The organism is Bacillus sp. 220_BSPC (assembly GCF_001054655.1).
In the GTDB taxonomy this organism is placed as follows: domain Bacteria; phylum Bacillota; class Bacilli; order Bacillales; family DSM-1321; genus Peribacillus; species Peribacillus frigoritolerans.
This window is the reverse complement of record NZ_JVPL01000233.1, coordinates 1-21,302: the sequence shown is the minus strand read 5'-3', so window position 1 is coordinate 21,302 and position 21,302 is coordinate 1. Positions and strand designations below refer to the sequence as shown.

At 38.8% G+C, this 21,302-nt stretch carries 22 protein-coding genes; 15 read left to right on the top strand and 7 right to left on the bottom strand.

What is annotated here, in order from left to right:
• Window position 1: 1 nt before the first annotated feature.
• The 5 genes from kdpB (at window position 2) to ADA55_RS18010 (ending at window position 8,678) form a co-directional block, all read left to right on the top strand.
• Window positions 2-2,041 carry a potassium-transporting ATPase subunit KdpB gene (gene kdpB, locus ADA55_RS18030; protein WP_048686415.1) on the top strand — a complete coding sequence of 680 codons (2,040 nt, stop codon included), beginning with the start codon at window positions 2-4 and terminating at the stop codon, window positions 2,039-2,041.
• 29 nt (window positions 2,042-2,070) lie between these two features.
• Window positions 2,071-2,628, top strand: a complete 558-nt coding sequence (gene kdpC, locus ADA55_RS18025) for a potassium-transporting ATPase subunit KdpC (RefSeq protein ID WP_048686413.1) — start codon at window positions 2,071-2,073, stop codon at window positions 2,626-2,628.
• A 53-nt stretch (window positions 2,629-2,681) separates the two neighbouring features.
• Window positions 2,682-4,994: a histidine kinase gene (locus tag ADA55_RS18020; RefSeq protein WP_048686411.1), complete on the top strand. Its 2,313-nt coding sequence runs from the start codon at window positions 2,682-2,684 to the stop codon at window positions 4,992-4,994.
• Between the two features lie 116 nt (window positions 4,995-5,110).
• On the top strand, window positions 5,111-6,910 hold the full coding sequence (locus ADA55_RS18015) for a S9 family peptidase (protein WP_048686409.1): 1,800 nt from the start codon (window positions 5,111-5,113) through the stop codon (window positions 6,908-6,910).
• 217 nt (window positions 6,911-7,127) lie between these two features.
• The gene (locus ADA55_RS18010; protein WP_048686407.1) at window positions 7,128-8,678 is read left to right on the top strand and encodes a histidine kinase N-terminal 7TM domain-containing diguanylate cyclase; all 1,551 of its coding nucleotides are present in this window, start codon (window positions 7,128-7,130) and stop codon (window positions 8,676-8,678) included.
• A gap of 119 nt (window positions 8,679-8,797) precedes the next feature.
• On the opposite strand, the gene ADA55_RS18005 is transcribed toward ADA55_RS18010, so the two are convergent.
• The gene (locus tag ADA55_RS18005; RefSeq protein ID WP_048686405.1) at window positions 8,798-9,511 is read right to left on the bottom strand and encodes a class I SAM-dependent methyltransferase; all 714 of its coding nucleotides are present in this window, start codon (window positions 9,509-9,511) and stop codon (window positions 8,798-8,800) included.
• A gap of 409 nt (window positions 9,512-9,920) precedes the next feature.
• Between ADA55_RS18005 and ADA55_RS18000 the strand changes: the two genes are divergently transcribed.
• The 5 genes from ADA55_RS18000 (at window position 9,921) to ADA55_RS17980 (ending at window position 14,151) form a co-directional block, all read left to right on the top strand.
• Window positions 9,921-10,718, top strand: a complete 798-nt coding sequence (locus tag ADA55_RS18000) for a DUF2935 domain-containing protein (RefSeq protein ID WP_048686403.1) — start codon at window positions 9,921-9,923, stop codon at window positions 10,716-10,718.
• A 160-nt stretch (window positions 10,719-10,878) separates the two neighbouring features.
• Window positions 10,879-11,529: a GntR family transcriptional regulator gene (locus tag ADA55_RS17995; protein ID WP_048686401.1), complete on the top strand. Its 651-nt coding sequence runs from the start codon at window positions 10,879-10,881 to the stop codon at window positions 11,527-11,529.
• Window positions 11,530-11,642: 113 nt separating this feature from the next.
• Complete coding sequence (locus ADA55_RS17990; protein WP_048686399.1) at window positions 11,643-12,431, top strand: SDR family NAD(P)-dependent oxidoreductase; 789 nt, start codon at window positions 11,643-11,645, stop codon at window positions 12,429-12,431.
• A 34-nt stretch (window positions 12,432-12,465) separates the two neighbouring features.
• Window positions 12,466-13,218, top strand: a complete 753-nt coding sequence (locus ADA55_RS17985; RefSeq protein ID WP_048686397.1) for an SDR family NAD(P)-dependent oxidoreductase — start codon at window positions 12,466-12,468, stop codon at window positions 13,216-13,218.
• Between the two features lie 48 nt (window positions 13,219-13,266).
• A complete protein-coding gene (locus ADA55_RS17980; protein ID WP_204375308.1) occupies window positions 13,267-14,151 on the top strand; it encodes a glucose 1-dehydrogenase in 885 nt (294 codons plus the stop codon).
• 89 nt (window positions 14,152-14,240) lie between these two features.
• On the opposite strand, the gene ADA55_RS28700 is transcribed toward ADA55_RS17980, so the two are convergent.
• Window positions 14,241-14,396 (bottom strand): DUF4021 domain-containing protein, encoded by a 156-nt coding sequence (locus tag ADA55_RS28700; protein ID WP_082609346.1) that lies wholly within the window; start codon window positions 14,394-14,396, stop codon window positions 14,241-14,243.
• 156 nt (window positions 14,397-14,552) lie between these two features.
• On the opposite strand from ADA55_RS28700, the gene ADA55_RS17975 reads away from it, so the two are divergent.
• Window positions 14,553-15,203, top strand: coding sequence for a lysozyme family protein (locus tag ADA55_RS17975; protein WP_048686395.1), 651 nt, complete (start codon window positions 14,553-14,555; stop codon window positions 15,201-15,203).
• An 87-nt stretch (window positions 15,204-15,290) separates the two neighbouring features.
• Here ADA55_RS17975 and ADA55_RS17970 read toward each other — a convergent pair whose 3' ends face one another.
• From ADA55_RS17970 to ADA55_RS17955, 4 genes are all read right to left on the bottom strand, one after another.
• The gene (locus ADA55_RS17970; RefSeq protein WP_048686461.1) at window positions 15,291-15,842 is read right to left on the bottom strand and encodes a DUF402 domain-containing protein; all 552 of its coding nucleotides are present in this window, start codon (window positions 15,840-15,842) and stop codon (window positions 15,291-15,293) included.
• Window positions 15,843-15,995: 153 nt separating this feature from the next.
• Complete coding sequence (locus ADA55_RS17965; protein ID WP_048686392.1) at window positions 15,996-16,496, bottom strand: VOC family protein; 501 nt, start codon at window positions 16,494-16,496, stop codon at window positions 15,996-15,998.
• 283 nt (window positions 16,497-16,779) lie between these two features.
• A complete protein-coding gene (locus ADA55_RS17960) occupies window positions 16,780-17,193 on the bottom strand; it encodes a VOC family protein (protein WP_048686391.1) in 414 nt (137 codons plus the stop codon).
• A 58-nt stretch (window positions 17,194-17,251) separates the two neighbouring features.
• Window positions 17,252-17,719 carry a DinB family protein gene (locus tag ADA55_RS17955; protein ID WP_065421185.1) on the bottom strand — a complete coding sequence of 156 codons (468 nt, stop codon included), beginning with the start codon at window positions 17,717-17,719 and terminating at the stop codon, window positions 17,252-17,254.
• A 163-nt stretch (window positions 17,720-17,882) separates the two neighbouring features.
• Between ADA55_RS17955 and ADA55_RS17950 the strand changes: the two genes are divergently transcribed.
• A complete protein-coding gene (locus ADA55_RS17950; protein ID WP_048686387.1) occupies window positions 17,883-18,218 on the top strand; it encodes a hypothetical protein in 336 nt (111 codons plus the stop codon).
• Window positions 18,219-18,572: 354 nt separating this feature from the next.
• Entirely contained in the window at window positions 18,573-18,953 is a 381-nt protein-coding gene (locus tag ADA55_RS17945; RefSeq protein ID WP_048686386.1) for a VOC family protein, read from the top strand.
• A 98-nt stretch (window positions 18,954-19,051) separates the two neighbouring features.
• On the opposite strand, the gene ADA55_RS17940 is transcribed toward ADA55_RS17945, so the two are convergent.
• A complete protein-coding gene (locus ADA55_RS17940) occupies window positions 19,052-19,372 on the bottom strand; it encodes a 2Fe-2S iron-sulfur cluster-binding protein (RefSeq protein ID WP_048686384.1) in 321 nt (106 codons plus the stop codon).
• Between the two features lie 257 nt (window positions 19,373-19,629).
• Here ADA55_RS17940 and cdaS point away from each other — a divergent pair, with 257 nt between their 5' ends.
• Both cdaS and map read left to right on the top strand, forming a co-directional pair.
• The gene (cdaS, locus tag ADA55_RS17935) at window positions 19,630-20,250 is read left to right on the top strand and encodes a sporulation-specific diadenylate cyclase CdaS (RefSeq protein ID WP_204375309.1); all 621 of its coding nucleotides are present in this window, start codon (window positions 19,630-19,632) and stop codon (window positions 20,248-20,250) included.
• A gap of 225 nt (window positions 20,251-20,475) precedes the next feature.
• The gene (map, locus tag ADA55_RS17930; RefSeq protein WP_048686380.1) at window positions 20,476-21,222 is read left to right on the top strand and encodes a type I methionyl aminopeptidase; all 747 of its coding nucleotides are present in this window, start codon (window positions 20,476-20,478) and stop codon (window positions 21,220-21,222) included.
• Window positions 21,223-21,302: the final 80 nt, after the last annotated feature.

Here is a 21,302-nt window from a genome sequence, read left to right as displayed (position 1 = left end):
AATGAGCATAGAGCAAATAGCGAATGTAAATAAGAACATGGTTTACGAGGCTGGTATAGATGCACTTAAAAAAATGAATCCAAAAGTTATGTCACGCAATCCCGTCATGTTTGTAGTAGAAGTGGGGTTTGCCATTACGCTTCTTCTATCAATATTTCCTGCGCTTCTTGGCGGAGTGTCTGATAGAGGGTATAACGTTGCAGTATCCATCATTTTATTTGTAACGATCATTTTTTCTAATTTCGCCGAAGCTCTTGCAGAGGGACGTGGAAAAGCACAAGCCAATAGTCTCAAAAAGACAAAGCAGGATGCTAAAGCTAGGTTGCTTCAGAAAGATGGTTCCGTAATGATAGTCGATGCCTTGCAATTACGCAAAGGCGATATTGTTTTAGTGAAGGCAAACGATATAATACCGGCGGATGGAGAAATCATTGAAGGAGTGGCTGCTATCGATGAATCAGCGATTACGGGTGAATCGGCATCCGTAATAAAAGAACCAGGGGGGGATTTCAGTTCTGTGACAGGAGGTACAAAAGTCATTAGCGATTTTATCAAAGTGAAAGTCGGTGCAGACCCTGGTGAATCCTTCCTTGATCGCATGATTAATTTGGTTGAAGGAGCAAAAAGGCAAAAAACACCGAATGAAATCGCACTTGGTACATTACTGATTAGCTTAACCATCATCTTTATACTTGTATGTACCACTCTGGTACCGATTGCGTCATATATTCAAGTTACCCTTCCAACCGCTACCCTGGTAGCTTTGCTGGTTTGCCTGATTCCCACAACAATCGGGGGCTTACTCTCGGCGATAGGAATAGCAGGTATGGATAGGGTAACTCAATTCAATGTAATTGCGAAGTCTGGAAAATCGGTGGAAGCCGCAGGCGATATTAATACGATCATCCTTGATAAAACAGGAACAATAACACATGGTAACCGGATGGCATCTGCCTTAATCCCGGCTATCGGCATTAGTCAGGAAGAGCTTAACCAATATGCCGTATATGCATCTTTACATGATGAAACCCCAGAGGGCCGGTCTGTTTTGGAATTAGCCAAAAAAAATGGATTACCTGAAAAATGGCTGGATAAAAACGGTACGGAAGGTATTGAATTTACGGCGGAAACCAGAGTGAGCGGAACGGACTTTCCTGACGGAAAAAGGGTCAGAAAGGGTGCAGTTGATACGATAATGAAATATATAGTGCAAGAGGGAGGGAAAGTGCCTATCGGTTTGAAAGACACTTGTGATGAAGTGGCCAAAAAAGGCGGCACTCCATTGGTTGTCACAGAGGGATGCCGTATTCTTGGCACTATATATTTGAAAGATACAGTGAAACCAGGCATGAAGGAACGTTTTGATGAATTAAGGAAAATGGGTATTAAAACCATTATGTGCACAGGGGATAACCCGTTAACAGCTGAGACAATCGCCAAAGAAGCTGGTGTCGATGATTTTATCGCCGAGGCTAAGCCTGAAGATAAAATCTCTGTAATCAAGCGTGAACAAGCGGATGGCAAGCTTGTTGCTATGACTGGAGACGGTACAAACGATGCGCCAGCATTGGCGCAGGCAGATGTGGGATTGGCGATGAATACAGGGACAAACGCAGCGAAGGAAGCCGCTAATATGGTGGATTTAGATTCAGATCCCACCAAAATCATTGAAGTGGTAGCAATTGGTAAACAGCTGCTCATGACCCGGGGGGCATTGACAACCTTTAGCATCGCTAATGATGTAGCTAAATATTTTGCGATAATACCAGCCATGTTCATGCAGGCAATACCTCAAATGGAAGCCCTGAACATTATGGGATTGGCGACACCCCAAAGTTCCATATTGTCAGCTTTAATATTTAACGCCATCATCATTCCCTTGCTTATCCCCTTGGCAATGAAAGGTGTTAAATATGTTCCCATGAGCGCATCAAGATTATTGACCAGGAATTTGTTCTTGTATGGATTAGGAGGCGTGTTAGTCCCCTTCTTGGGAATTAAATTAATTGATTTGCTTCTTGTAGTCTTAAAAGTGGCTTGAAAATATAAAGTAAGGACGGGTGGAAATACATGTTGAAAAATTTCCGATTTGTTATGGTGCTTCTAATCATTTGTGGAATGGCCTATCCGATTTTGATGACAGGAATGGCACAGTTGATGATGCCCGCAAAAGCAGAGGGCAGTTTAATTAAAAATAATTCGGGTGAATTGATCGGTTCGGAAATGATCGGTCAAACTTTTAAAGATCCTGGGTATTTTCATGGCCGTGTATCTTCTATTGAATATAATGCGGCTGGTTCAGGTACGCCGAACTTTGCTTCTTCAAATGAAGAATTCATAAACCGGACAAAAAAAGACATTTCAAAGTTTTTAAAAGAAAACCATACTATCGATAAGGCAGAGATACCTTCTGACTTAATGACGAATTCGGGTTCAGGTCTTGATCCCAATATTACCCCAAATGGTGCGAAGGTACAGGTTCCTCGTATTGCTCTTAAAAGGGGATTATCCGAAAAAACAGTATATCTTCTAGTGGAAAAACATACGAGCAGCCGATCACTTGGGATTTTTGGTGAACCCCGAATTAATGTTTTGGAGTTGAATATGGCATTGGATGAATTGAAATAACCATGTTCTGGAGAGTTTAGTAGACTTCCTTTTACTAGAATTGGAGGGCCAATATGTCGGAACAATTTCGAAGGAAAACACCAGGCGAAATTCTAGAGTCGATTTCCAATATCAAAAGGGGAAGGCTCAAAATTATACTTGGTGCGGTAAGCGGTTCAGGCAAGACCTACCATATGCTGCTTGAAGGAAATGAATTGAAGGAACGTGGGATTGATGTAGTTGTCGGTGTGGTCAACAAGTCCTGTAGTGGAACACTTAAACAATTAGGCAGTCTTGAACTTATTCCGACTATAGAATGGGAGCAAAATGGACACATAGAACAGGATATTGATTTGGAAAAGATTTATAAACGGAATCCCGAAGTTGTTTTAATTGATCGATTGGCACATAAAAACCATATACATGCAAAAAACGCCACCCGTTTGGATGATGTAAAGGAATTAATTAATAATGAAATCAGTGTTATTACTACCTTGAATATATATGAGTTGAAAGGAGTGAAGAAAGTCGCAGAGCAATTACTGAATGTTTCACTCCACGTAGAGGTTACGCTTCCAGAGGATACATTGACCAAAGCTGATGAAGTACGTTTATTGGACGTCACCCCTGAAGCCATATTAAAACGTCTGCAAAAAGGGGAGATAAGTGAACAAGACGAGTGCCCATTACAGTTTTACAACAATGGTAATCTAGCCACTCTTAGGGAATTGTCACTCAGGTTTTTAGCGGAAGAAGTGGAAGTGGACCTGACTGAACACAGGGAACAAGAAGGGCTAATGGGGCCTTCTGGTGCTACGGAAAGAATATTGGTCTGTGTACAATATCATTGGAATGGCTCCATATTAATAAGAAGAGGAGATCAAATTGCCAAGCGGTTGGGCGGTGAATTTTTAATCGCCAGCTTTATCCCACTAGCAAAAAAATTATCAAAAGAGGAAGAAATCTTTAAAAGCTCCATGCAAAAACTGATCAATAAATTAAATGGGAGATTTTTTGAGATTATAATGAATGGAGACGAAATAGCTGAAGGAATAGTCGTATTTTCCATGCAGCATCGAATAACACGAATTATCCTGGGTCAATCAAAAAAGTCAGTGTGGGAAGAAGCGGTCAACGGTTCAATAGTCAATAAAATAATGAGAAAGTCCAAGAGCATCGATGTATATATTATGGCAGACCTTGTAAAAGCATTTGGTGAGAGGATTATCCCCGCAATCAAGACGGATAAAAAGAAGGAAAATCCATATCGCAGACTCTCCAATGATGAAATGCACGATAAAGTGGAACGGGTAAAAAAAGGGACATTTAAGATTTTTATCGGAGCTGCTCCTGGTGTTGGTAAAACCTATACAATGCTAAGGGAAGCAAATCAGTTGAAGGAAAACGAAATGGATGTAGTGATTGGTCTATTGGAGGCACACGGTCGAAAAGAGACAATTGCCCAAGTGGGAAACTTGGAAATCCTGCCTAAAAAACGAATTCGATATAAAAACGTATTATTGGAGGAAATGGATCTAGATGCCATTATCAGTCGGAATCCTGAAGTGGTCTTAATTGATGAATTAGCACATACGAACGTACCGGGTAACAAAAATCAAAAAAGATATCAAGATGTTATGGACATTTTGGACGCTGGAATTTCGGTTATTTCCACGATGAATATTCAACATATAGAAAGCTTGAAAGATAGCGTAAAGCAAATTACAGGTGTTTCTGTAAGAGAAACAGTACCAGACAGCATTCTCCAATTATCGGATGAACTTGAGCTGATCGATATTTCACCAAATGCGCTTAGAAAAAGGATGGAGGAAGGTAATATATATGCCATGGATAAAGTGGAACAGTCCCTTAGCCATTTTTTCAAGACACAGAACCTTATAGCGTTGAGAGAACTTGCGCTCCGTGAATTGGCGGATGATGTGGATGACAGATTAGAATCAAAGAAACGTAAGGAAGGAGTAAGGGGACCATGGCGAAAAGATGAAGTGATTTTTGTCTGTGTCAATCTTAGAGCGGATTCTGAGCGTTTAATTAGAAGGGGATTCCGCATAGCCTACAGACTTAAAGCGGAGTGGTATGTTATTTTCGTCAAACATCCAAATGAACGGCAAACTGATGAAAAGTTGATACTTGATAAACTGATAAGCCTTACACACCGCTTAGGAGGCACTTTTGAATTATATACAACGAGGGATAGACGATCTGTGTTCAAGGAGATCAAGAAACAATTACAGACCAAAAAAGCAACACAAATCATTTTAGGACAATCAGCAAGAACGAGATGGCAAGAAATTGTCGGTGGATCTATTGTAGCTCGTCTTCTACGAGAAGTCAGACATCTTGATGTTTTGATCGTAGCTGATTAATTCATTTATCAGGCGGCAATTTTTGCGGGAGTATATTTACCTGTAGCACAAGGAAAAATATGGTATAATTATTTACAGATATTTCTTAATATTATAAAAGTAAGGGGTTGCCAATGATGATCACTTTTCCAAAACCTGATGTTGAGCAATTTTTACGAACGTTTTCCATTGCTGATTTTGCTGTAAGTCCAGATGAAAAACATCTGGTTTTCAGTACCAATTTGAGCGGCAAGTATAATTTATGGGGAATGGATTTGCCAAACTCCTTTCCTTATCCTCTAACATCCATCGATCAAAGCTGCCAAGGGCTTATATATGATAAGAAGAGCCGGTTTATCATTGCTGGTTTCGATCAAGACGGTAATGAAAATACCCAGTTTTACGGAGTTCCTTTGAATGGAGGGACAATGAAGGAAATCGTTAATCATGAAAATACACGTAATTTCATGCCAAAATTATCGAATGACAGTAAAAAGCTCTATTACACGACATCCAGAGGAAACCCTTCCTTTCTGAATTCCTATTGTTTGGATTTAGAATCAGGACAGGAAAGGCTGGTACTGGAGGGGAAAGATGCAGCGACCTATTTATTTGGCTTCAGCCCTGATGAAGAAACCTTACTTTACTATAAACACTTTGCTAATACATATACTCTTCTCTATGCAAAAAAAGGGAACGAAGATATCCTGCTCACTCCGCCGACAGAGAAACAACACACAGTGAATGATGGGGTTTTTGTTTCGGATTCGATGATATATTTATTGACTGATTATGATTCGGACTTTACCTATTTGGCTTCATACAACCTTGAAACAAACAAATTCTGTAAAGTTAAAGAATTGGAGAATGAGAGTTTTACTGCCATTACTTATAGTAAAGAGAATCAATTATTATATATAACCAGTCAAAAGGGTGTAGAGGATCAATTATATGAAATCAATCTGCAAAATGAAAATTGGAGAAACATCCCCGTGCCATGCAGTGTCATTAATAAACTTGAAGTTGCTGCATCAGGCACGCTTTACTTATTTGGCATGAGTGCAACCATGCCTCATAATATCTATAAAAATACAGGTGATGAGTGGGTATTATTAACTAAATATACTGTTCCTGGCGTCGATTCTAATGAATTGGTTGAACCGGACATCATTACATACCCTTCCTTTGATGGCCGGGAGATCGAATCGTTATTTTTTAGGGCAAAAAAGGAAAATGACAATGGTGAAGTCATTTTTTGGCCTCATGGAGGACCTCAAGCTGCAGAACGGAAGTTTTTTAGAGCTTCATTTCAATTTTTCCTGAATAACGGTTACAGTATTTTCGCGCCAAACTTCCGTGGTTCTACTGGTTATGGTTTGGAATTCATGAAAATGGTAGAGGGAGATTGGGGAAATGGACCGCGACTTGATAATGTAGCCGGCCTTGATTGGCTGATAGACCAAGGGCATGCACAAAAAGGCAACATTCTTTTGATGGGCGGAAGCTTCGGAGGCTACATGGCCCTTCTGCTGCACGGGCGACATGCGGATTATTTTAAGGCGGTTGTCGATATCTTCGGCCCATCCAACCTATTCTCATTTATCAATTCTGTACCTGAAGACTGGAAGCCAGTCATGGACCAATGGGTAGGAAACCCGGAAAAAGATAAAGAAAAACTAATCGAGTTTTCGCCTATTACCTATCTAGAATCCATGATAAAGCCAATGCTTGTCATTCAAGGGGCAAATGATCCCCGTGTCGTCAAAGAGGAATCGGATCAAATCGTTCAAGCGTTGAAGGATAAAGGAAGAGATGTCGATTATATGCTTCTAGAAAATGAAGGACATGGATTTTCCAAAAAAGAAAATGAAATTGCCGTCTATCAAAAAATACTCTCCTTCTTAAAGCGATTCACAGCAGTAACAGAGAAGGTATAATACGTTTTTTTATAAGTGAAGAAACCCTGCCGCTCACGTTCAAAGTGATGAAGCAGGGGTTTTTAAGTTTTGGGAGTTAGTAAATAGCTTCCTAATACGGCATATAAATCAGTCATTTAAAATTCAGAATTCCCCGAATAAACGCTAGTCACCTAGTCATAAAGTGCTATATAATATACGAAAAAAGTATTTTTTTGTTAAACGGAGTTGATTCGCAATGCCACGGGAATTATCGTTATACATACTCGTTATTATATTGGCAGGTGCTTTAAGTTTGTTCCTGTGTTTATTTGCACTATTAAAGATCAAGGATGCACCTGGAGCAAAACCCTATATTATCGTGACATTATTGTCTTCCATTTTTACTTTTTCCTATGCTTTAGAACTTTCCAGTACATCTTTGGAACAAATCATATCCTGGTTAAGGGTCGAGTACTTGGCCTTGCCTTTCATTCCAGTCTTCCTTTTGTTGATGTGCATAGAATATATAGGGCATAGAATCAAGAAGGTATGGAAATATGCACTCTTCATCATACCGTTCATCACCATTTTCATGCATTATACAAATGATTCTCATCACTTTTATTACAAATCAATGGGATTGAGAGGCGATAGCCCTTTTCCAATAATTAAACTGGTGGGCGGCCCTTGGTTTTACGTTCACTCCCTGTTTCTTTTTTTATGTGTGATGATAAGTATAATCATATTGCTAAGGCAGTTGAAAAATTCTTCATTCAGATTCAGGATGCAAATATCAATGATGGTGGCAGGTCTGCTTATTCCTATATTAGCAAATTACTATTATATAAATGGATTAAGCTCATATGGTATCGATCTTGGTCCTGTATCCATGAGTATCACGTTTATCTTTCATGGTGCGGCACTATTGACTTTTCAAATGTTCAATGTAGCACCGATCGCCAGGGAAACGGTTTTTGAAAGTATGAAAGAGGGTGTCATCGTTTTAAATCAACAGGGTTTGATTGTTGATTATAACCATCGAATGCGCAAAGTCATACCTTTGTTGGATGAACATACTATAGGTAAATCGATTACAAGTTTGCTAAATGGGAATCAGCATCTTAGGGAAATAATCGACCTTAAGCAAGACAGTGATTTTACATGCAGCATAAATGGTGATATGGTACATTACCATATTGGTTTTTCACCCGTGTTCAATAAAAGCAACCTGCCTATCGGACAGATCATTACCTTCGCCGACGTAACTGAAAGAGTGCTCATGCTGGAAAAGTTGAAACAACTTGCCAGCTTGGACGGATTAACCCAAATATTGAATAGAACATTTTTCATCAAAAAATCGGAAATTTTATTCGATGCTCTAAGCAGGGAAGGCGGCAGTGTTTCAATCATCATGTTTGATATCGATCATTTTAAAAATGTTAATGATACTTTTGGACATGAAGCAGGGGATGCAGTCATAATGCATGTTGCAAATACTGCAAAAGAATATATTCGGGAAGGAGATCTATTGGGGCGCTATGGTGGTGAAGAATTTATCGTAAGTTTGCCGAATACCGCTTTACCCACTGCATATGAGTTGGCCGATGTTATAAGGGAAAAGGTTTCTGAAAGTATTTCAGAGGTTAATGGAGAGAAGATTTCCGTTACCTGCAGTTTCGGTGTGACTCATGCATCAATTGAAGCTGGAGATCGAGGCCATTCCATCCAAACATTGATGCCACTGGCCGATCAAGCCTTATATGCCGCAAAGAAGAATGGCCGAAATTGTGTACGGATCATAGCCTAAGACTATATTATCATTCCTTTAAACCTTGAACTTGTTCTAGGTTTTTTCATTGTGCTCATAATTGCTATATTCAGTAACCCGTGTATAAAAACAAATTCCGTATCTTTTGAATCTGGAGATTACTTTTTACTAGCTCTGTATACTCTATAACCGAGGTTGTTTCCGTAAGAAAAAATGAGGCGGTAATGTTCGTCCATGACTCGTTCCAAAGATTCATTCAAAGGCTGAAGGGGGCTATTTGGAGCTGAAGAATTCATTAATTCCTCTAAGACGGTACTCGATCTCAAGATTTTTACATCTGAAAATCCGTTTTGTCGGAAGGAATTTAACCATTCGGATTGCATCAATAATTCTCTTAAATGATAAAAGTTCATGATTTCCTTTTTTGAGGCAGAATCAAGGCTGGCTTCCGCTGTCATATCAATGGATAACAAAGTTCCTTTTAGTTTGAGGACCCTGTAAAATTCACTGAGTGATTTTTGTATATCAGTGAATGCAGTCGTTGATTCGGCTATGATCAAATCAAAAGAATTATCGTCAAAAGGCAGTTCTTCTATTGAATGCTCATATAGGTCGATGCTTAAGTTAGCTTGTTGGAATCTTTTTTTTGCATGTTTCACCATTTCAGGGTGATGATCAAGCGCTGATACTCGGCAAAGGAACGTTTTTGCCAAGAAAGCTGAGGTTTGCCCAGTTCCGCATCCGGCATCAAGGATTTTTGACGAATGATCGATTTTTTCATTTTTTAAGAGTTGCTTAGTCAGTTCAAATCCACCAGGGTGTGCCCCTTCGATTCCAATAATGGCTAGTGCGTCTTGGTATGAATGGTTCATGGAATTATCTCCTTTGCAAATGTATAAATGTATTTTATGCTTTGGTTTTAAAGAGTGATTAAACCATTGACAAGGAATATGGGAAAGGCTTTTTCATTAATTCCTTTGACAATCTACCTTCCTCCTATCGACCTGATTTGCAAATTTCACCACTCGAAGAACACTGGTTTTTTAGTTATACTGCCACAGATTTAATTTAGAACACAAATGAACGTTTTGGGAGAAGGATGAACACGTTTGACTCACTGGGGATGTGACAGGATTTTGTCTCGGTCGATGTACAATCATGCGGTTAATGAATCAATTTTAGATTGATTACGCCCCATATAATTTATATTAATATGTTTGTAGGTTTAAGAATACAAATTATAAGTGAGTTTCTTATACTTTAAATTATGGGGGAGAGCAAATGAACGAGTTTTTGGAGAAAACAGCAAGATTCGAGCATCGGTTTTGGCTGCAAATCTTAGGAGACCATGGCAGGTTCATCCATGAGTCATTAGCTCCGGTCGAAGTGGAATACATTGAAATTGCCTCAGAATTCATTCGAATTTTTGATACTCTCCTTGGTAAAGCCAATTCGGAAGAGATTTCGCAACTTACTGCCACAGCAGAACAAGAGACATTAAGATTTCGGGAGTTTAAGCTATGTCTTATAAAAGAGCATCTGGTAGGTAAAATTAAGATACATCTTTCACCTTCATTCATTAATCATATGGTGAACGAATTAGAAGAATATTTAAGATTATTGAAATATTTCAATGCAAATCAAATGCCACCGGTTTTTCATGAACTTCATCATCATTTGCTTTGGCTGCTAGATGCAGCAGGACATGCAGGTGCAATATCATCCAATATGGATGATGTTGAAAAAAGATTAAAAGAGAAAAGTGAGCAATATAAAAAACATTTTAATGATTTTTATTTAAAAGCTGTTGAAATGGGTGGATTTTTACGAACCAATCTGTCAACATTCCCAGCATTGGAAAAAATGAATGCGGACGTCACATTGGAAATTAAATTCTTCCAGCACTTCCTGCTTGAATTGGAGGAGCTTGACCTCAGTGCGCAGGCTCTTGGAACTCTTTCGCCATTAATGGCCGATCATATGTGGCGCGAAGAATGTTATTATTTAACGAAACTCGCTGAATCGACAGACATGGAAAAGCCAAACTGCGATCCAGCGAAACCGAGGCTAGTCGAATAAAAAAGCACCTCATGGAGCCCTTTCTTAAATGGGCTCTTTATATGTGCTTTTTTTTGTTGATTACCATTAATGGATGTGATTTATAAAGGAAGTTAATTCCTATCCTTATGTTATACTAGAAGAACTAAAATTAATTATAGATGTATAGGAGTGCTGAAAGATGTTTGGAAATTCTTCCAATTTGACAGATGGCATTTATTTTGGAGAATCGTTACCACAACAAATCGCTAAACACATTTTAAAAAAAATCATTGAAGGTGAAATAGAAGCTGGAGAGAAAATCGTCGAAGAAGACATTTCCAAAGAATTGAACACTAGCCGTGCACCCGTACGGGAAGCCCTTTATCTATTGCAGGTTGACGGTATTGTTGAGAGGATGCCGCGGCGAGGAACGATCGTCAAGCCATTTTCACAAAAGGAAATCATTGAATATAATGATGTTACGATCGGGCTGATCCAGATGGGCATTGATTTTTCCAAAGGGAAGTGGCACGCAGAATATAAACAATCATTACAAAGGCATTTGGAAAGTGCGACAGATGAGTGTGAAAATAGCAATGTAATCGAGTATCAGAAAAGGGCAACACAGATATTTCGCTATATTTTTTCAATCGCTAATAATAAAGCATTATCAAGATTTTTTGAAGAAGCCAGTCATATTCTCATGGTTTTTGCCCAAAGTCAATGGAATACGGAAACGATGGAAAACTTCCATTTCAGATTAAAAATGTCCGTTGAGGCCATTCTAGAAGATGATTTCGTTAAAGCAAAAAATGAAATTCATGAAGCCTTGAGTCGTGGAGTGATGTAGAGTCTTTGACTCTAAAATCAAATTGTCGACAATCGACAAAATTAATGTTATGATGTAATCGTATTCAAACAAGAATATCATCATCAAGATTAAAGGGAGAAAGGGAGAATATTATGCAAGCATTCGATTTTACAGAAAAAGTAGCAATTGTTACCGGCGGCGGCGGGGGTATCGGCCGGGCAGCGTCTATTACACTTTCAGAAAATGGAGCCAAAGTGGTTGTTGTAGACCTTTCCGAAGAGGCTGGCTTGCTAACGGTAAATAAAATCAAAGAAAACGGCGGCGAAGCGAAATTCGTAAAGGCCGATGTTACAAAGGAAGACGACATTAAAAATTATGTTCAAAAAACGATAGATTCCTATGGCAAAATCGATATTTTCTTGAATAATGCCGGGTGGGAAGGCAAAATAATGCCTCTTATCGATTATCCTACTGAGGTTTTCGATCAATTAATGTCAATAAATGTACGCGGCGTTTTCTTGGGCTTAAAACATGTATTGCCCCATATGATTGAACAAAAAAGCGGGGCAGTCGTGAATACAGCTTCTGGAGCGGGTTTACTGGCAACGCCAAACATGGTGGCGTATGGCGCAAGTAAACATGCGGTTCTTGGAATGACGAAAACAGCTGGTGTCGAAGTTGCTCCACATGGTGTCAGGGTGAATGCGGTCTGCCCAGGTGTCGTCAACACGGCTATGATGCGGTCGATTGAAAGCGGATTTGGCCAAGGTGATTCCGCGGCAGCAGAAACGGCTAGAAAACAGTTGGAAGCAACGACTCCGGATGGCCGGTATGCTGAGCCTCAGGAAATCGCAAATCTAATGATGTATCTAGTATCCGATCTTTCCAGCCACATTACTGGTCAAGAACTTGTAATCGACGGAGGGGCCATTTTAATCTGATAAGCAAAAATCTTTATTAAAGGGGGACCCATACATGAGTTTAAAAGGAAAAGTCATAATAATTACAGGAGCGGGCAGCGGAATTGGTAAGGAAACGGCATATAAATTAGCTGAACAGGGAGCTATTGTCGTAGCGGCTGATTATAATGATGTTGCCGCTAAGGAAACGGCTGAATCTATTCAACAAAAGGGAGGTACGGCATCTTTTGTGAAAGTGGACGTAGCTAAAGCGGAAGAAGTGGAAGCGATGGTCGAATCAGCAATTGCCAATCATGGCACCATCAACGGCATATTCAACAACGCTGGAATTGGGCTAGTAAAACCATTTTTGGAAATGGATCCAGAATCATACCACAGAGTTGTTGATGTTGACCAACACGGCGTATATTATGGCATGTATTATGCAGCAAGGAAGATGGTGGAGCTTGGTGTAACTGGGGCAACGATCGTTAATACTGCTTCTATATATGGGACGATGGTTTCAATTGGCAGCTTTAATTACCATGCCGCAAAAGCTGCAGTCATCGCCATGACTAAATCCGGTGCAATTGAACTTGCGCAATATGGGATTCGTGTCGTCGGCGTTGCACCAGGTTTTATCGAAACGCCGATCATTGGTGAAGATCCAGAGTTCCTGCACAGTTTGGCTCAGCTTCATATGAGGAAAAAATTGATTCAGCCAGAAAAAGTTGCTGAAGTTGTAACGTTCTTGTTCTCTGAAAAAGCGGACGCCATTAATGGACAGGTCATCCCTGTTGATGATGGATTCTTAAGCTTTAAAGGATAATTATAATCAAAGGATTTTCGAGAAAACTTAAAAAGGGAGTTTTGACAAATGAGCGAACGATTCGATGGCAAAGTTGTAATCATTACTGGGGCAGGCTCAGGCTTAGGACAAGCAGCCGCATTGGAATTGGCTAAAGAAGGGGCTAAACTTTCATTAGTTGATTTAAACGATGCATCTTTGGAAGTGACAAAAAAATTAATCTTGGAAATTGCACCAAAAGCGGACGTGCTTCTGGTCACTGCAGATGTATCGGATGAAGAAGCAGTAAAGAACTATGTAGGCAAAACAGTCAGCAAGTATGGCAGAATCGATGCATTCTATAATAATGCGGGTATTGAAGGTAAACAAGCCCCTATGGCTGAATACGATAGCAAAGTTTTCAACAAAGTAACGGACATCAATATCAATGGTGTATTCTATGGTATGAAATACATTCTGCCAATCATGAAAGAACAAGGATCAGGGGCAGTGGTAAACGTGGCTTCCGTAGGTGGAATTCGTGCTGTGCTTAACCAAAGTGCGTACGTTGCGAGTAAGCATGCTGTTGCAGGCTTAACGAAAACAGCTGCCATAGAATATGGTCAATATGGAATCAGCATTAATGCCATTGCACCAGGAGTTATCTTAACGGCAATGGTAGAAGGTTCATTCAGGCAAATAGGCGGGGAAAATTGGGAAGAAGCAATGGCGGATTTCATCAGTGTGAATCCTATGAAACGCTTTGGTAAACCTGAAGAGGTCGGCCGTTTAGTCGCCTTCCTATTATCAGGGGAATCGGAGTTCATCACGGGGCAGTCATTCCGATTGATGGCGGACAATCTTCACAATACTAAACGTGTAAAGGGAGTGACAGTATTAGGTCACTCCCTTTTTAATCGTATCCTTTTAGTTAATGACCAAATGAATTCAAACTTTAAAAATCAAAACATATGAAACGAAATAGGAACCATTAGAATAGTAACGGAACTCATAAAAAAAAACGCCATATTAAGGCGCTTAACAAACATTTAAGAAGCCAATCGTTACTTTTCTTTATCATGAAGCTTATCTTCATATTCAGTTTCCAACATACCATACAGACCGTTCATTTCTTGTTCATCCGGATCTGCTCCAAACTCGTTTCTATATTTTTTCTTTTTATCATCAAGGATTTCTTCTTTTTCATTCTTCTTGTCCATACATATCACCTCCAACCAATAGGGTGTCTCATTGTTCGATAAAATATGCATGGTAATCTCATTTGCAAAACATTTAATTGGGTATTCTAAATAGTTATTAGTCTTACTATTTGTTAAGATATAAATATATTAACTTAGAGATATCGGAGAGAGAATGTGAAGAAGAAGAAACGTAAGAAATCAAAGAAAGTTTTTGTCATATTTATCCTGGTTTTTGCATTTTTGCTCATTAAGGAAATCATGAAAACCCCCTATTCCGAAAATGTTTCCACATCAGTAAATAAGCTTGATTCTTTCGCGAACGTAAAAAAGTATAGCTCACTTCTTCAAGGGGAGTTGGCTAAATACGGACTTGAGGAGCATACTTCGACATTGATTGCTTTGATGCAGCAGGAAAGCCGAGGACGGGGCGGTGACCCAATGCAGGCATCTGAGTCAGCGGGTCTTGATCCAAATACAATCACAGATCCAACGGAAAGCATTAAGTATGGGGTGAAACATTTTAAGAGGATCAATGAATATGGCAATGAAAAGGGCGTGGATTTTGCCACGATCATTCAAGCATATAACATGGGAATTGGTTATATTGATTTCGTGGCGAATGAAGGGGGCAAGCATAATGAAGAGCTTGCGAAGAAGTTCTCCATGCTTCAGGTCGAAAAGAACCCCAAGCTCTATGATTGCGGCGGGGACAAGGATAATTTTCGGTACCCATATTGTTACGGTGACTACTCATACAGTGCAAAGGTATCTAAGAACATTGAGGAGCTTGGCAACAGTATATCGGCTCAAGCTGATGGTGAGTGAGGGGAACAAAAAGCCTACTGAATGAAGTAGGCTTTTTTTCATGGTAATGCTACCTCTTTTGCGGAGTTCAAAGAATCAAAACCATTGTCATTTATTGTTCAACCATGGAAGGAGGTCGTAATGTTTATAGAGTTTCCCTGATTCCTCAATGATTTGTGAAAGAAGGATATCAATGGAATCAAGTAAAGAGTTTAAGGCTTGTTTAACAGAACCACTCTCAAATTGCTCTAAGGGCACAGGTAACTCTTCCTCGTCCAAAATAAAATGTGACCCATCCGGAAGCACCATGATATCAATGATCAAATCTTCAAAGGATAACAACTTATCAGCCATATATGTATTTTTTACAATATTAAAATAGGAACCTAAATAATTGCCTTCATTATCTCTCCAAATGTATAAATTATAAGGGCGGTCCTTCCAATAATAAGCAATCGTATAACTTCCAATGGGTATGTTTAATTCTATAGGACCCGCTTTCATCGTGAACGCATCCATGATTTCATGAAAAAGCACAACATGCTGATTTTGTGCGTTTAACAGCAAACAGGTATGTTCTACAACTAAAGAGTCATAGCGGATTTTTCTTTCAATTATTTCATCGCCACGTTGAAGTGCTGTTGTGAATATTTTGTCCATCATTCTATTTCTCCCTTAAAAACCATCTAGATCATTATGCCATTTGTTTCTTTTCTACATTGGTAAATTTCAAAACCTAATTTCACAAGTACCGAGAAATTAGGCTTTAACTATTTCAAAATCGTTCACTACCAGAATGTTGTTTATTGGAACTTATCCTTGATACGCATGCTCTAAAGTTTTAATGTCAATTTTCTTCATTTGGAGCAGCGCTTTCATCATTCTTTCCGATTTTTCAGGATTGGAGTCGTTTACCATCTCGGTTAGGTTTTCTGGGATGATTTGCCATGACACGCCAAATTGATCTTTCAGCCAACCGCACACTTGCGCCTTTTCATCTCCGCCTTCTGAGAGTTTCCCCCAATAATAGTCCAATTCTTTTTGATCCTCGCAATGGATGATAAATGATATTGCCTCTGTGAATTTGAATTGCGGACCGCCATTTAATGCTACGAATGTTTGTCCTTCCAATTCAAATTCCACGGTCATCACTGAACCCAATGTCTTTCCATGGATTTGATTTCCTTCATTTCCATAGCTAGTGATTCTTCCGATTTTAGAATTTTCGAAGATGGATGTGTAGAACTTTGCCGCCTCTTCGGCTTGTGAATCAAACCAAAGGTTAGTTGTGATTTTTTGAATTTTGTTTTTCATCATTTTTCTCCTTTTTTGTTTTCACCCTTGCTATATGATCATGGAAATGAGAATGGATTCGATAAGATTAAATACCTTGAAAGTACCCTTTTACTATACACCATTTATGATGAACCAAGATAATGATGTATGGTTAGGTTGTGTTTTGTGTATTCCAACCGATCATTTAACTAATCCCCTTTTTCCTTTGCTTGTTACGATATCCTTGACTCAAGGTGATGGAAATACAAAAGGATATAGAAACTTTTCAACCGTGAAAAGTCCTATATCCAAATTCCGTTTCTCAGCTTTCGAAGTTGAATTGCCATTGGATTCCGAATTTATCGGTTAACTGACCGTAAATTTTACTCCAGAATGTTTCCTGCAGCTCTAGACCAACCGTGCCGCCTTCACTTAGTTTGTTAAAGATCGATTTAATTTCCTCCACATCATTACCGACATATGCAAGGCTGATATTATTTCCTTCTACAAAAGGCATACCAGGAAAAGTATCTGAAAACATGATATTACTACCATTAATAGTAAGCCTTGTATGCATGACTAAATCTTTCGCTTCTTCTGGCAGGGGAAATTCTGGATTAGGCGGTGTTTCCCCAAAGGTCATGATATTTGGTTGTTCCGTTCCAAAAACCTCTGCGTAGAACTCTACTGCTTGTCGACAATTCCCATTAAAATTAAGATATGCATCAACTGACATGTATCTCACTCCTATTTTCTTATTTTTCATTGCGCCCAATTTATTACTTAATGCATGATTACCTTACGAAAAATTCCGGTGGTTCAATTCCAAGGGTTCTAAGATAAATATAACCCTGTCCCCTATGGTGGATCTCATTTTCCAGGGCATATTGAAGTCTATCAAAGTGGCTTTGTGAGGGACCGAAAAAAGGATCTTTTTCAACCACTCCAAGCGTTTCCTCGGTCATTTCCTCCCACAATTTCCTCGTCTCATCCCTTACTGCTTCGCATGCTGATACGAGTTCTTCTTTGGTGGAAATTACGGCAAAGGAATCTGGAAACTCCCAAATACCCAGTGCAATTCCACGCATATATCCAGTCTCAATGTTCATGACTTCTTTAACCATCTCTGCGAAAGGGCGAAGCTTCCCGGCCGGTGTATAATGGAATAATTCCTTTTCAGGGAAAGCTTCAACCACCCGCAACGTCAATCTCCTGTTGCCTTCCAATATATTTAACAAACCCTCTTTCGAAAGAACCACCATTTCACTCTCCTTTGATCAATACTCTGTATAGAAGTTCTGTGAAAAATCGAAAAGTCCTGCAAATTCCTGAATATAAAGATTGCATAGCTTTTTTACTAAACAATGGAGCAATTCCATTAATGTATAATTAACAAATCGATAAAGTAAAAAGGGGAAATGTCATATGTTCGGTTCCTTAAATAAAACTAAATTAATAAAAAATGATTTAAAAGGCATTGCGAAATTAATGTATCAGGATGTGTCAGATGACAATTGGGATCAAGAGAACCTAACAAAGAGAAATTTGGATTTTACTATTGAAAGCATTCGTTATATAGATGCTTATACGAAAAGATTAGGCACTACTCAAATGGGGAGAGAACTTTTAAAGAATCATTTTGATAATTTTGTGGTAAGGATAGGTGCGTATATTGGAGAAGTTATAAAAAGGAATATATATCAAGATTATAAATGGTATGAATATGATTCTGTATATCATTTTTCTTCTGCACTTGATTGAAGTGAATAGGGGCATTAAAACAGAGACGTTTCTTTACTCCAAAAAGAGAGATAGAGTTATAGTGCCATTGACTGTGGTAGCTCAACATCTGGAAGGGAGTTCGGCACATATAGATTTCTTGGAATATGTAGAAGAAACAATTAAGCGAAATTCGTAAGAGATATCTGCTTTCCTTAAACAATTGTGTTGGTTTTCAAAAATCTTCCCAAAAGAGGGAAAATTCAATTTTTGTAAATATTGATTAAATCTTTCATTTATTATACGATTTAATCAGTTATATTTTTCCAACCAGCATGATGCTTATACATAAACGATTCAATTAATTACGGAACAAGCAGAAAGGGAGAGAAGCCAATGATTAATAAAGTCGGTCAAATTATGTTATACGTTAATAACCAAGATGAGTCATTGAAATTTTGGACGGAAAAATTCGGATTTAGCGTAATTTCTGAAGAAGATAACGGCCAAGGGCTAAGATGGATTGAAATAGCCCCAACAAAGGATGCACAAACGAGCATCATCCTGCATAATAAGGAATTCATTGCTAAAATGCAGCCTGAATTAAATCTTGCTACACCTTCATTAATGTTTTACTCGGAAAATCTTGATGAATTATATAAAGACTTTTCGGAGAAAAATATCAAAGTGGGAGAACTTGTAAATATGCCATCTGGAAGAGTCTTCAATTTTGCTGATAATGAAGATAATTACTTTGCGGTCATGGAAAAAAAGTAAATCATTTAGCTTTAGGTAAAAAACATCAAAACGACTAGAAAAAATATTTTTAGTCGTTTTGATGTTTTTTGATAAAACTACCCTCTTTATGTAACTAGTTAGTCTTCAGGCCTTGGCCCAGCAGGAAGTCCAGAGTTCTCAACCGTTTTGATCGGCCGAATGGTTATGTCTCCATTCACGTAAATTTGACAAGATAAACGCAAATGATCTTCCATTCCTTTTTCCTCAAAGACCTTTTTTTCTTTATGTGTGACCTCCAAAAAATCACCTGCCAATATTTCCACTCTGCAAGTTGTACACTTAGCTTTCCCACCGCATCGGTGGAGAATATTTATTCCGTTATCTTCCAATGCCAATACTAATTTTTTTCCCATTTCAACTTCAAACGTTCCTTGGTCAAATACTGTTACATAAGGCATCTTATACCACCTCTTATTATAGGATATCTATCAACAGGTCATTAATATAACTATTCTCTTAACTTGTCCATATGACATAAAAAAATGTGAAGTCACTGCTGATTGATAGTAAAGATGAATAATTAATTATCGTGAAGACAAACTTTAAGTACATTCATAATTATTAATGGAACAAGGGATAAATAAAGCTAGGGAAAATAAGCATGGTCTTTTAGAGGCAATTAAGATGTCGAATAATTAAAGGGAGGTGCATGCCTGTGAATAATGGCCATTGTGATTTTTCACCAATGAAACAAACGTTAAAAGAGGAGATACGCCAAGTAATATCGGCATTACAGGATAACTTAGAAGCAATGGGTGATGAAAATTATTGTCTTCTTGGAAATTTCGAGAAAATAAAGGATAAATTCATATACATTGATATGAAAGCAGCAACATTTTATTTAAACTGTTATTTGTCACCATTTACGGACAAATATCCCGAATTATCAACTTGCGTTCAAAATTTATCGAATTTGAGACATGGCGGGTTGATTATAATTCAACGGGGAGATCCCCTTGATTCATTGATTCAACCCGGCATTTCAATAGGAGCGGAGTTAACCCATTCTTTATTGGAATCTATTTTTTTTCCTGGAAATCCACTGCATGATGGTGCCGTTTTGGTTAGTCAAAATCAGATTGTTTCCGCAGCAAATGTCCTTCCGCTTTCAGACAGGTCAACCGGGGGAAAGAAACTGGGAACACGCCACCGCTCTGCTTTAGGTTTATCTGAACGGAGTGATGCCCTTGTATTGGTAGTATCAGAGGAAACAGGAAGAGTTTCATTTGCATTGAATGGGAAACTGTACCCAATTAATACACACGGGCCTATATAGATTCACACCTGGAATATTCAATCGGGTAAATAAGTAATCGCTAGATCCTTTTTAGGCTTTTGTAATTTATAGCTTAATTTATCAGAATTACAGGTACAGAAAATTTCATGAATTCATCAACCCGGTGATTTTTACCGGGTTTTTGGTTGCTTTTTATATAAAAAAAGGCATATGATAAATAAGGAGTCTCAAGCAGATAAGTTATAAAACGAAAGAGGATTTTACATGATAACCATTAAAAGTGAACGAGAAATAAATTTGATGCATGAAGCGGGCAAACTTCTTGCTGCGACGCATAGAGAAATTGCAAAAATGATAAAACCGGGAATCACGACTTGGGAAATCGAAGAATTTGTCGATAAGTACTTGGCAGAGCATGGTGCTACCCCAGAACAAAAGGGCTATAACGGTTATAAATATGCAACATGTGCATCAGTGAATGATGTGATTTGTCACGGGTTTCCGCAAAAGAAAGCCCTAAAAGAGGGAGACATCGTCACGATCGATATGGTGGTGAACCTTAACGGCGGTTTGGCGGATTCAGCTTGGACATATGCAGTCGGAGAAGTTTCCGAAGAAGCTCAGCGCTTAATGGATGTAACCAAGAATGCTTTATATAGAGGCATTGAAGTTGCACGGGCAGGAAATCGTCTCGGGGACATCGGGCATGCAATCCAGTCATATGCAGAAGGTGAAAAGTTTTCTGTTGTCCGCGATTTTACAGGACACGGAATCGGCAAAACCATGCACGAGGACCCTACCGTCCTACATTATGGTAAGCCAGGTAAAGGTGCCCGTTTAAAAGAGGGCATGGTCATCACGATCGAGCCTATGCTGAATGCAGGAACATGGCATATGAAAATGGACCAAGACGGCTGGACGGCGAGAACGGCAGATGGAAAGCTTTCCGCCCAATATGAACATACCCTCGTCATTACAAAAGAAGATCCGATCATTTTAACGGAACAGTAAGAAAAAAAAGAAACGGCCTTATCATAGGCCGTTTCAGACTGTAGACAAACTCGATGAAAATCGAGTTTGTCTATTTTTAT

Coding starts and splice junctions, on each gene's coding strand:
- ADA55_RS18015 (WP_048686409.1), top strand. CDS start 5,111: ATGATCACTTTTCCAAAACCTGATGTTGAGCAATTTTTACGAACGTTT.
- kdpC (WP_048686413.1), top strand. CDS start 2,071: ATGTTGAAAAATTTCCGATTTGTTATGGTGCTTCTAATCATTTGTGGA.
- ADA55_RS17960 (WP_048686391.1), bottom strand. CDS start 17,193: ATGTCAGTTGATGCATATCTTAATTTTAATGGGAATTGTCGACAAGCA.
- ADA55_RS17990 (WP_048686399.1), top strand. CDS start 11,643: ATGCAAGCATTCGATTTTACAGAAAAAGTAGCAATTGTTACCGGCGGC.
- ADA55_RS18005 (WP_048686405.1), bottom strand. CDS start 9,511: ATGAACCATTCATACCAAGACGCACTAGCCATTATTGGAATCGAAGGG.
- ADA55_RS17995 (WP_048686401.1), top strand. CDS start 10,879: ATGTTTGGAAATTCTTCCAATTTGACAGATGGCATTTATTTTGGAGAA.
- ADA55_RS17980 (WP_204375308.1), top strand. CDS start 13,267: ATGAGCGAACGATTCGATGGCAAAGTTGTAATCATTACTGGGGCAGGC.
- ADA55_RS17940 (WP_048686384.1), bottom strand. CDS start 19,372: ATGCCTTATGTAACAGTATTTGACCAAGGAACGTTTGAAGTTGAAATG.
- ADA55_RS18010 (WP_048686407.1), top strand. CDS start 7,128: ATGCCACGGGAATTATCGTTATACATACTCGTTATTATATTGGCAGGT.
- ADA55_RS17945 (WP_048686386.1), top strand. CDS start 18,573: ATGATTAATAAAGTCGGTCAAATTATGTTATACGTTAATAACCAAGAT.
- ADA55_RS17950 (WP_048686387.1), top strand. CDS start 17,883: ATGTTCGGTTCCTTAAATAAAACTAAATTAATAAAAAATGATTTAAAA.
- ADA55_RS17970 (WP_048686461.1), bottom strand. CDS start 15,842: ATGGACAAAATATTCACAACAGCACTTCAACGTGGCGATGAAATAATT.
- ADA55_RS17985 (WP_048686397.1), top strand. CDS start 12,466: ATGAGTTTAAAAGGAAAAGTCATAATAATTACAGGAGCGGGCAGCGGA.
- ADA55_RS18020 (WP_048686411.1), top strand. CDS start 2,682: ATGTCGGAACAATTTCGAAGGAAAACACCAGGCGAAATTCTAGAGTCG.
- kdpB (WP_048686415.1), top strand. CDS start 2: ATGAGCATAGAGCAAATAGCGAATGTAAATAAGAACATGGTTTACGAG.
- map (WP_048686380.1), top strand. CDS start 20,476: ATGATAACCATTAAAAGTGAACGAGAAATAAATTTGATGCATGAAGCG.
- ADA55_RS18000 (WP_048686403.1), top strand. CDS start 9,921: ATGAACGAGTTTTTGGAGAAAACAGCAAGATTCGAGCATCGGTTTTGG.
- ADA55_RS17955 (WP_065421185.1), bottom strand. CDS start 17,719: ATGGTGGTTCTTTCGAAAGAGGGTTTGTTAAATATATTGGAAGGCAAC.
- ADA55_RS28700 (WP_082609346.1), bottom strand. CDS start 14,396: ATGGACAAGAAGAATGAAAAAGAAGAAATCCTTGATGATAAAAAGAAA.
- ADA55_RS17965 (WP_048686392.1), bottom strand. CDS start 16,496: ATGAAAAACAAAATTCAAAAAATCACAACTAACCTTTGGTTTGATTCA.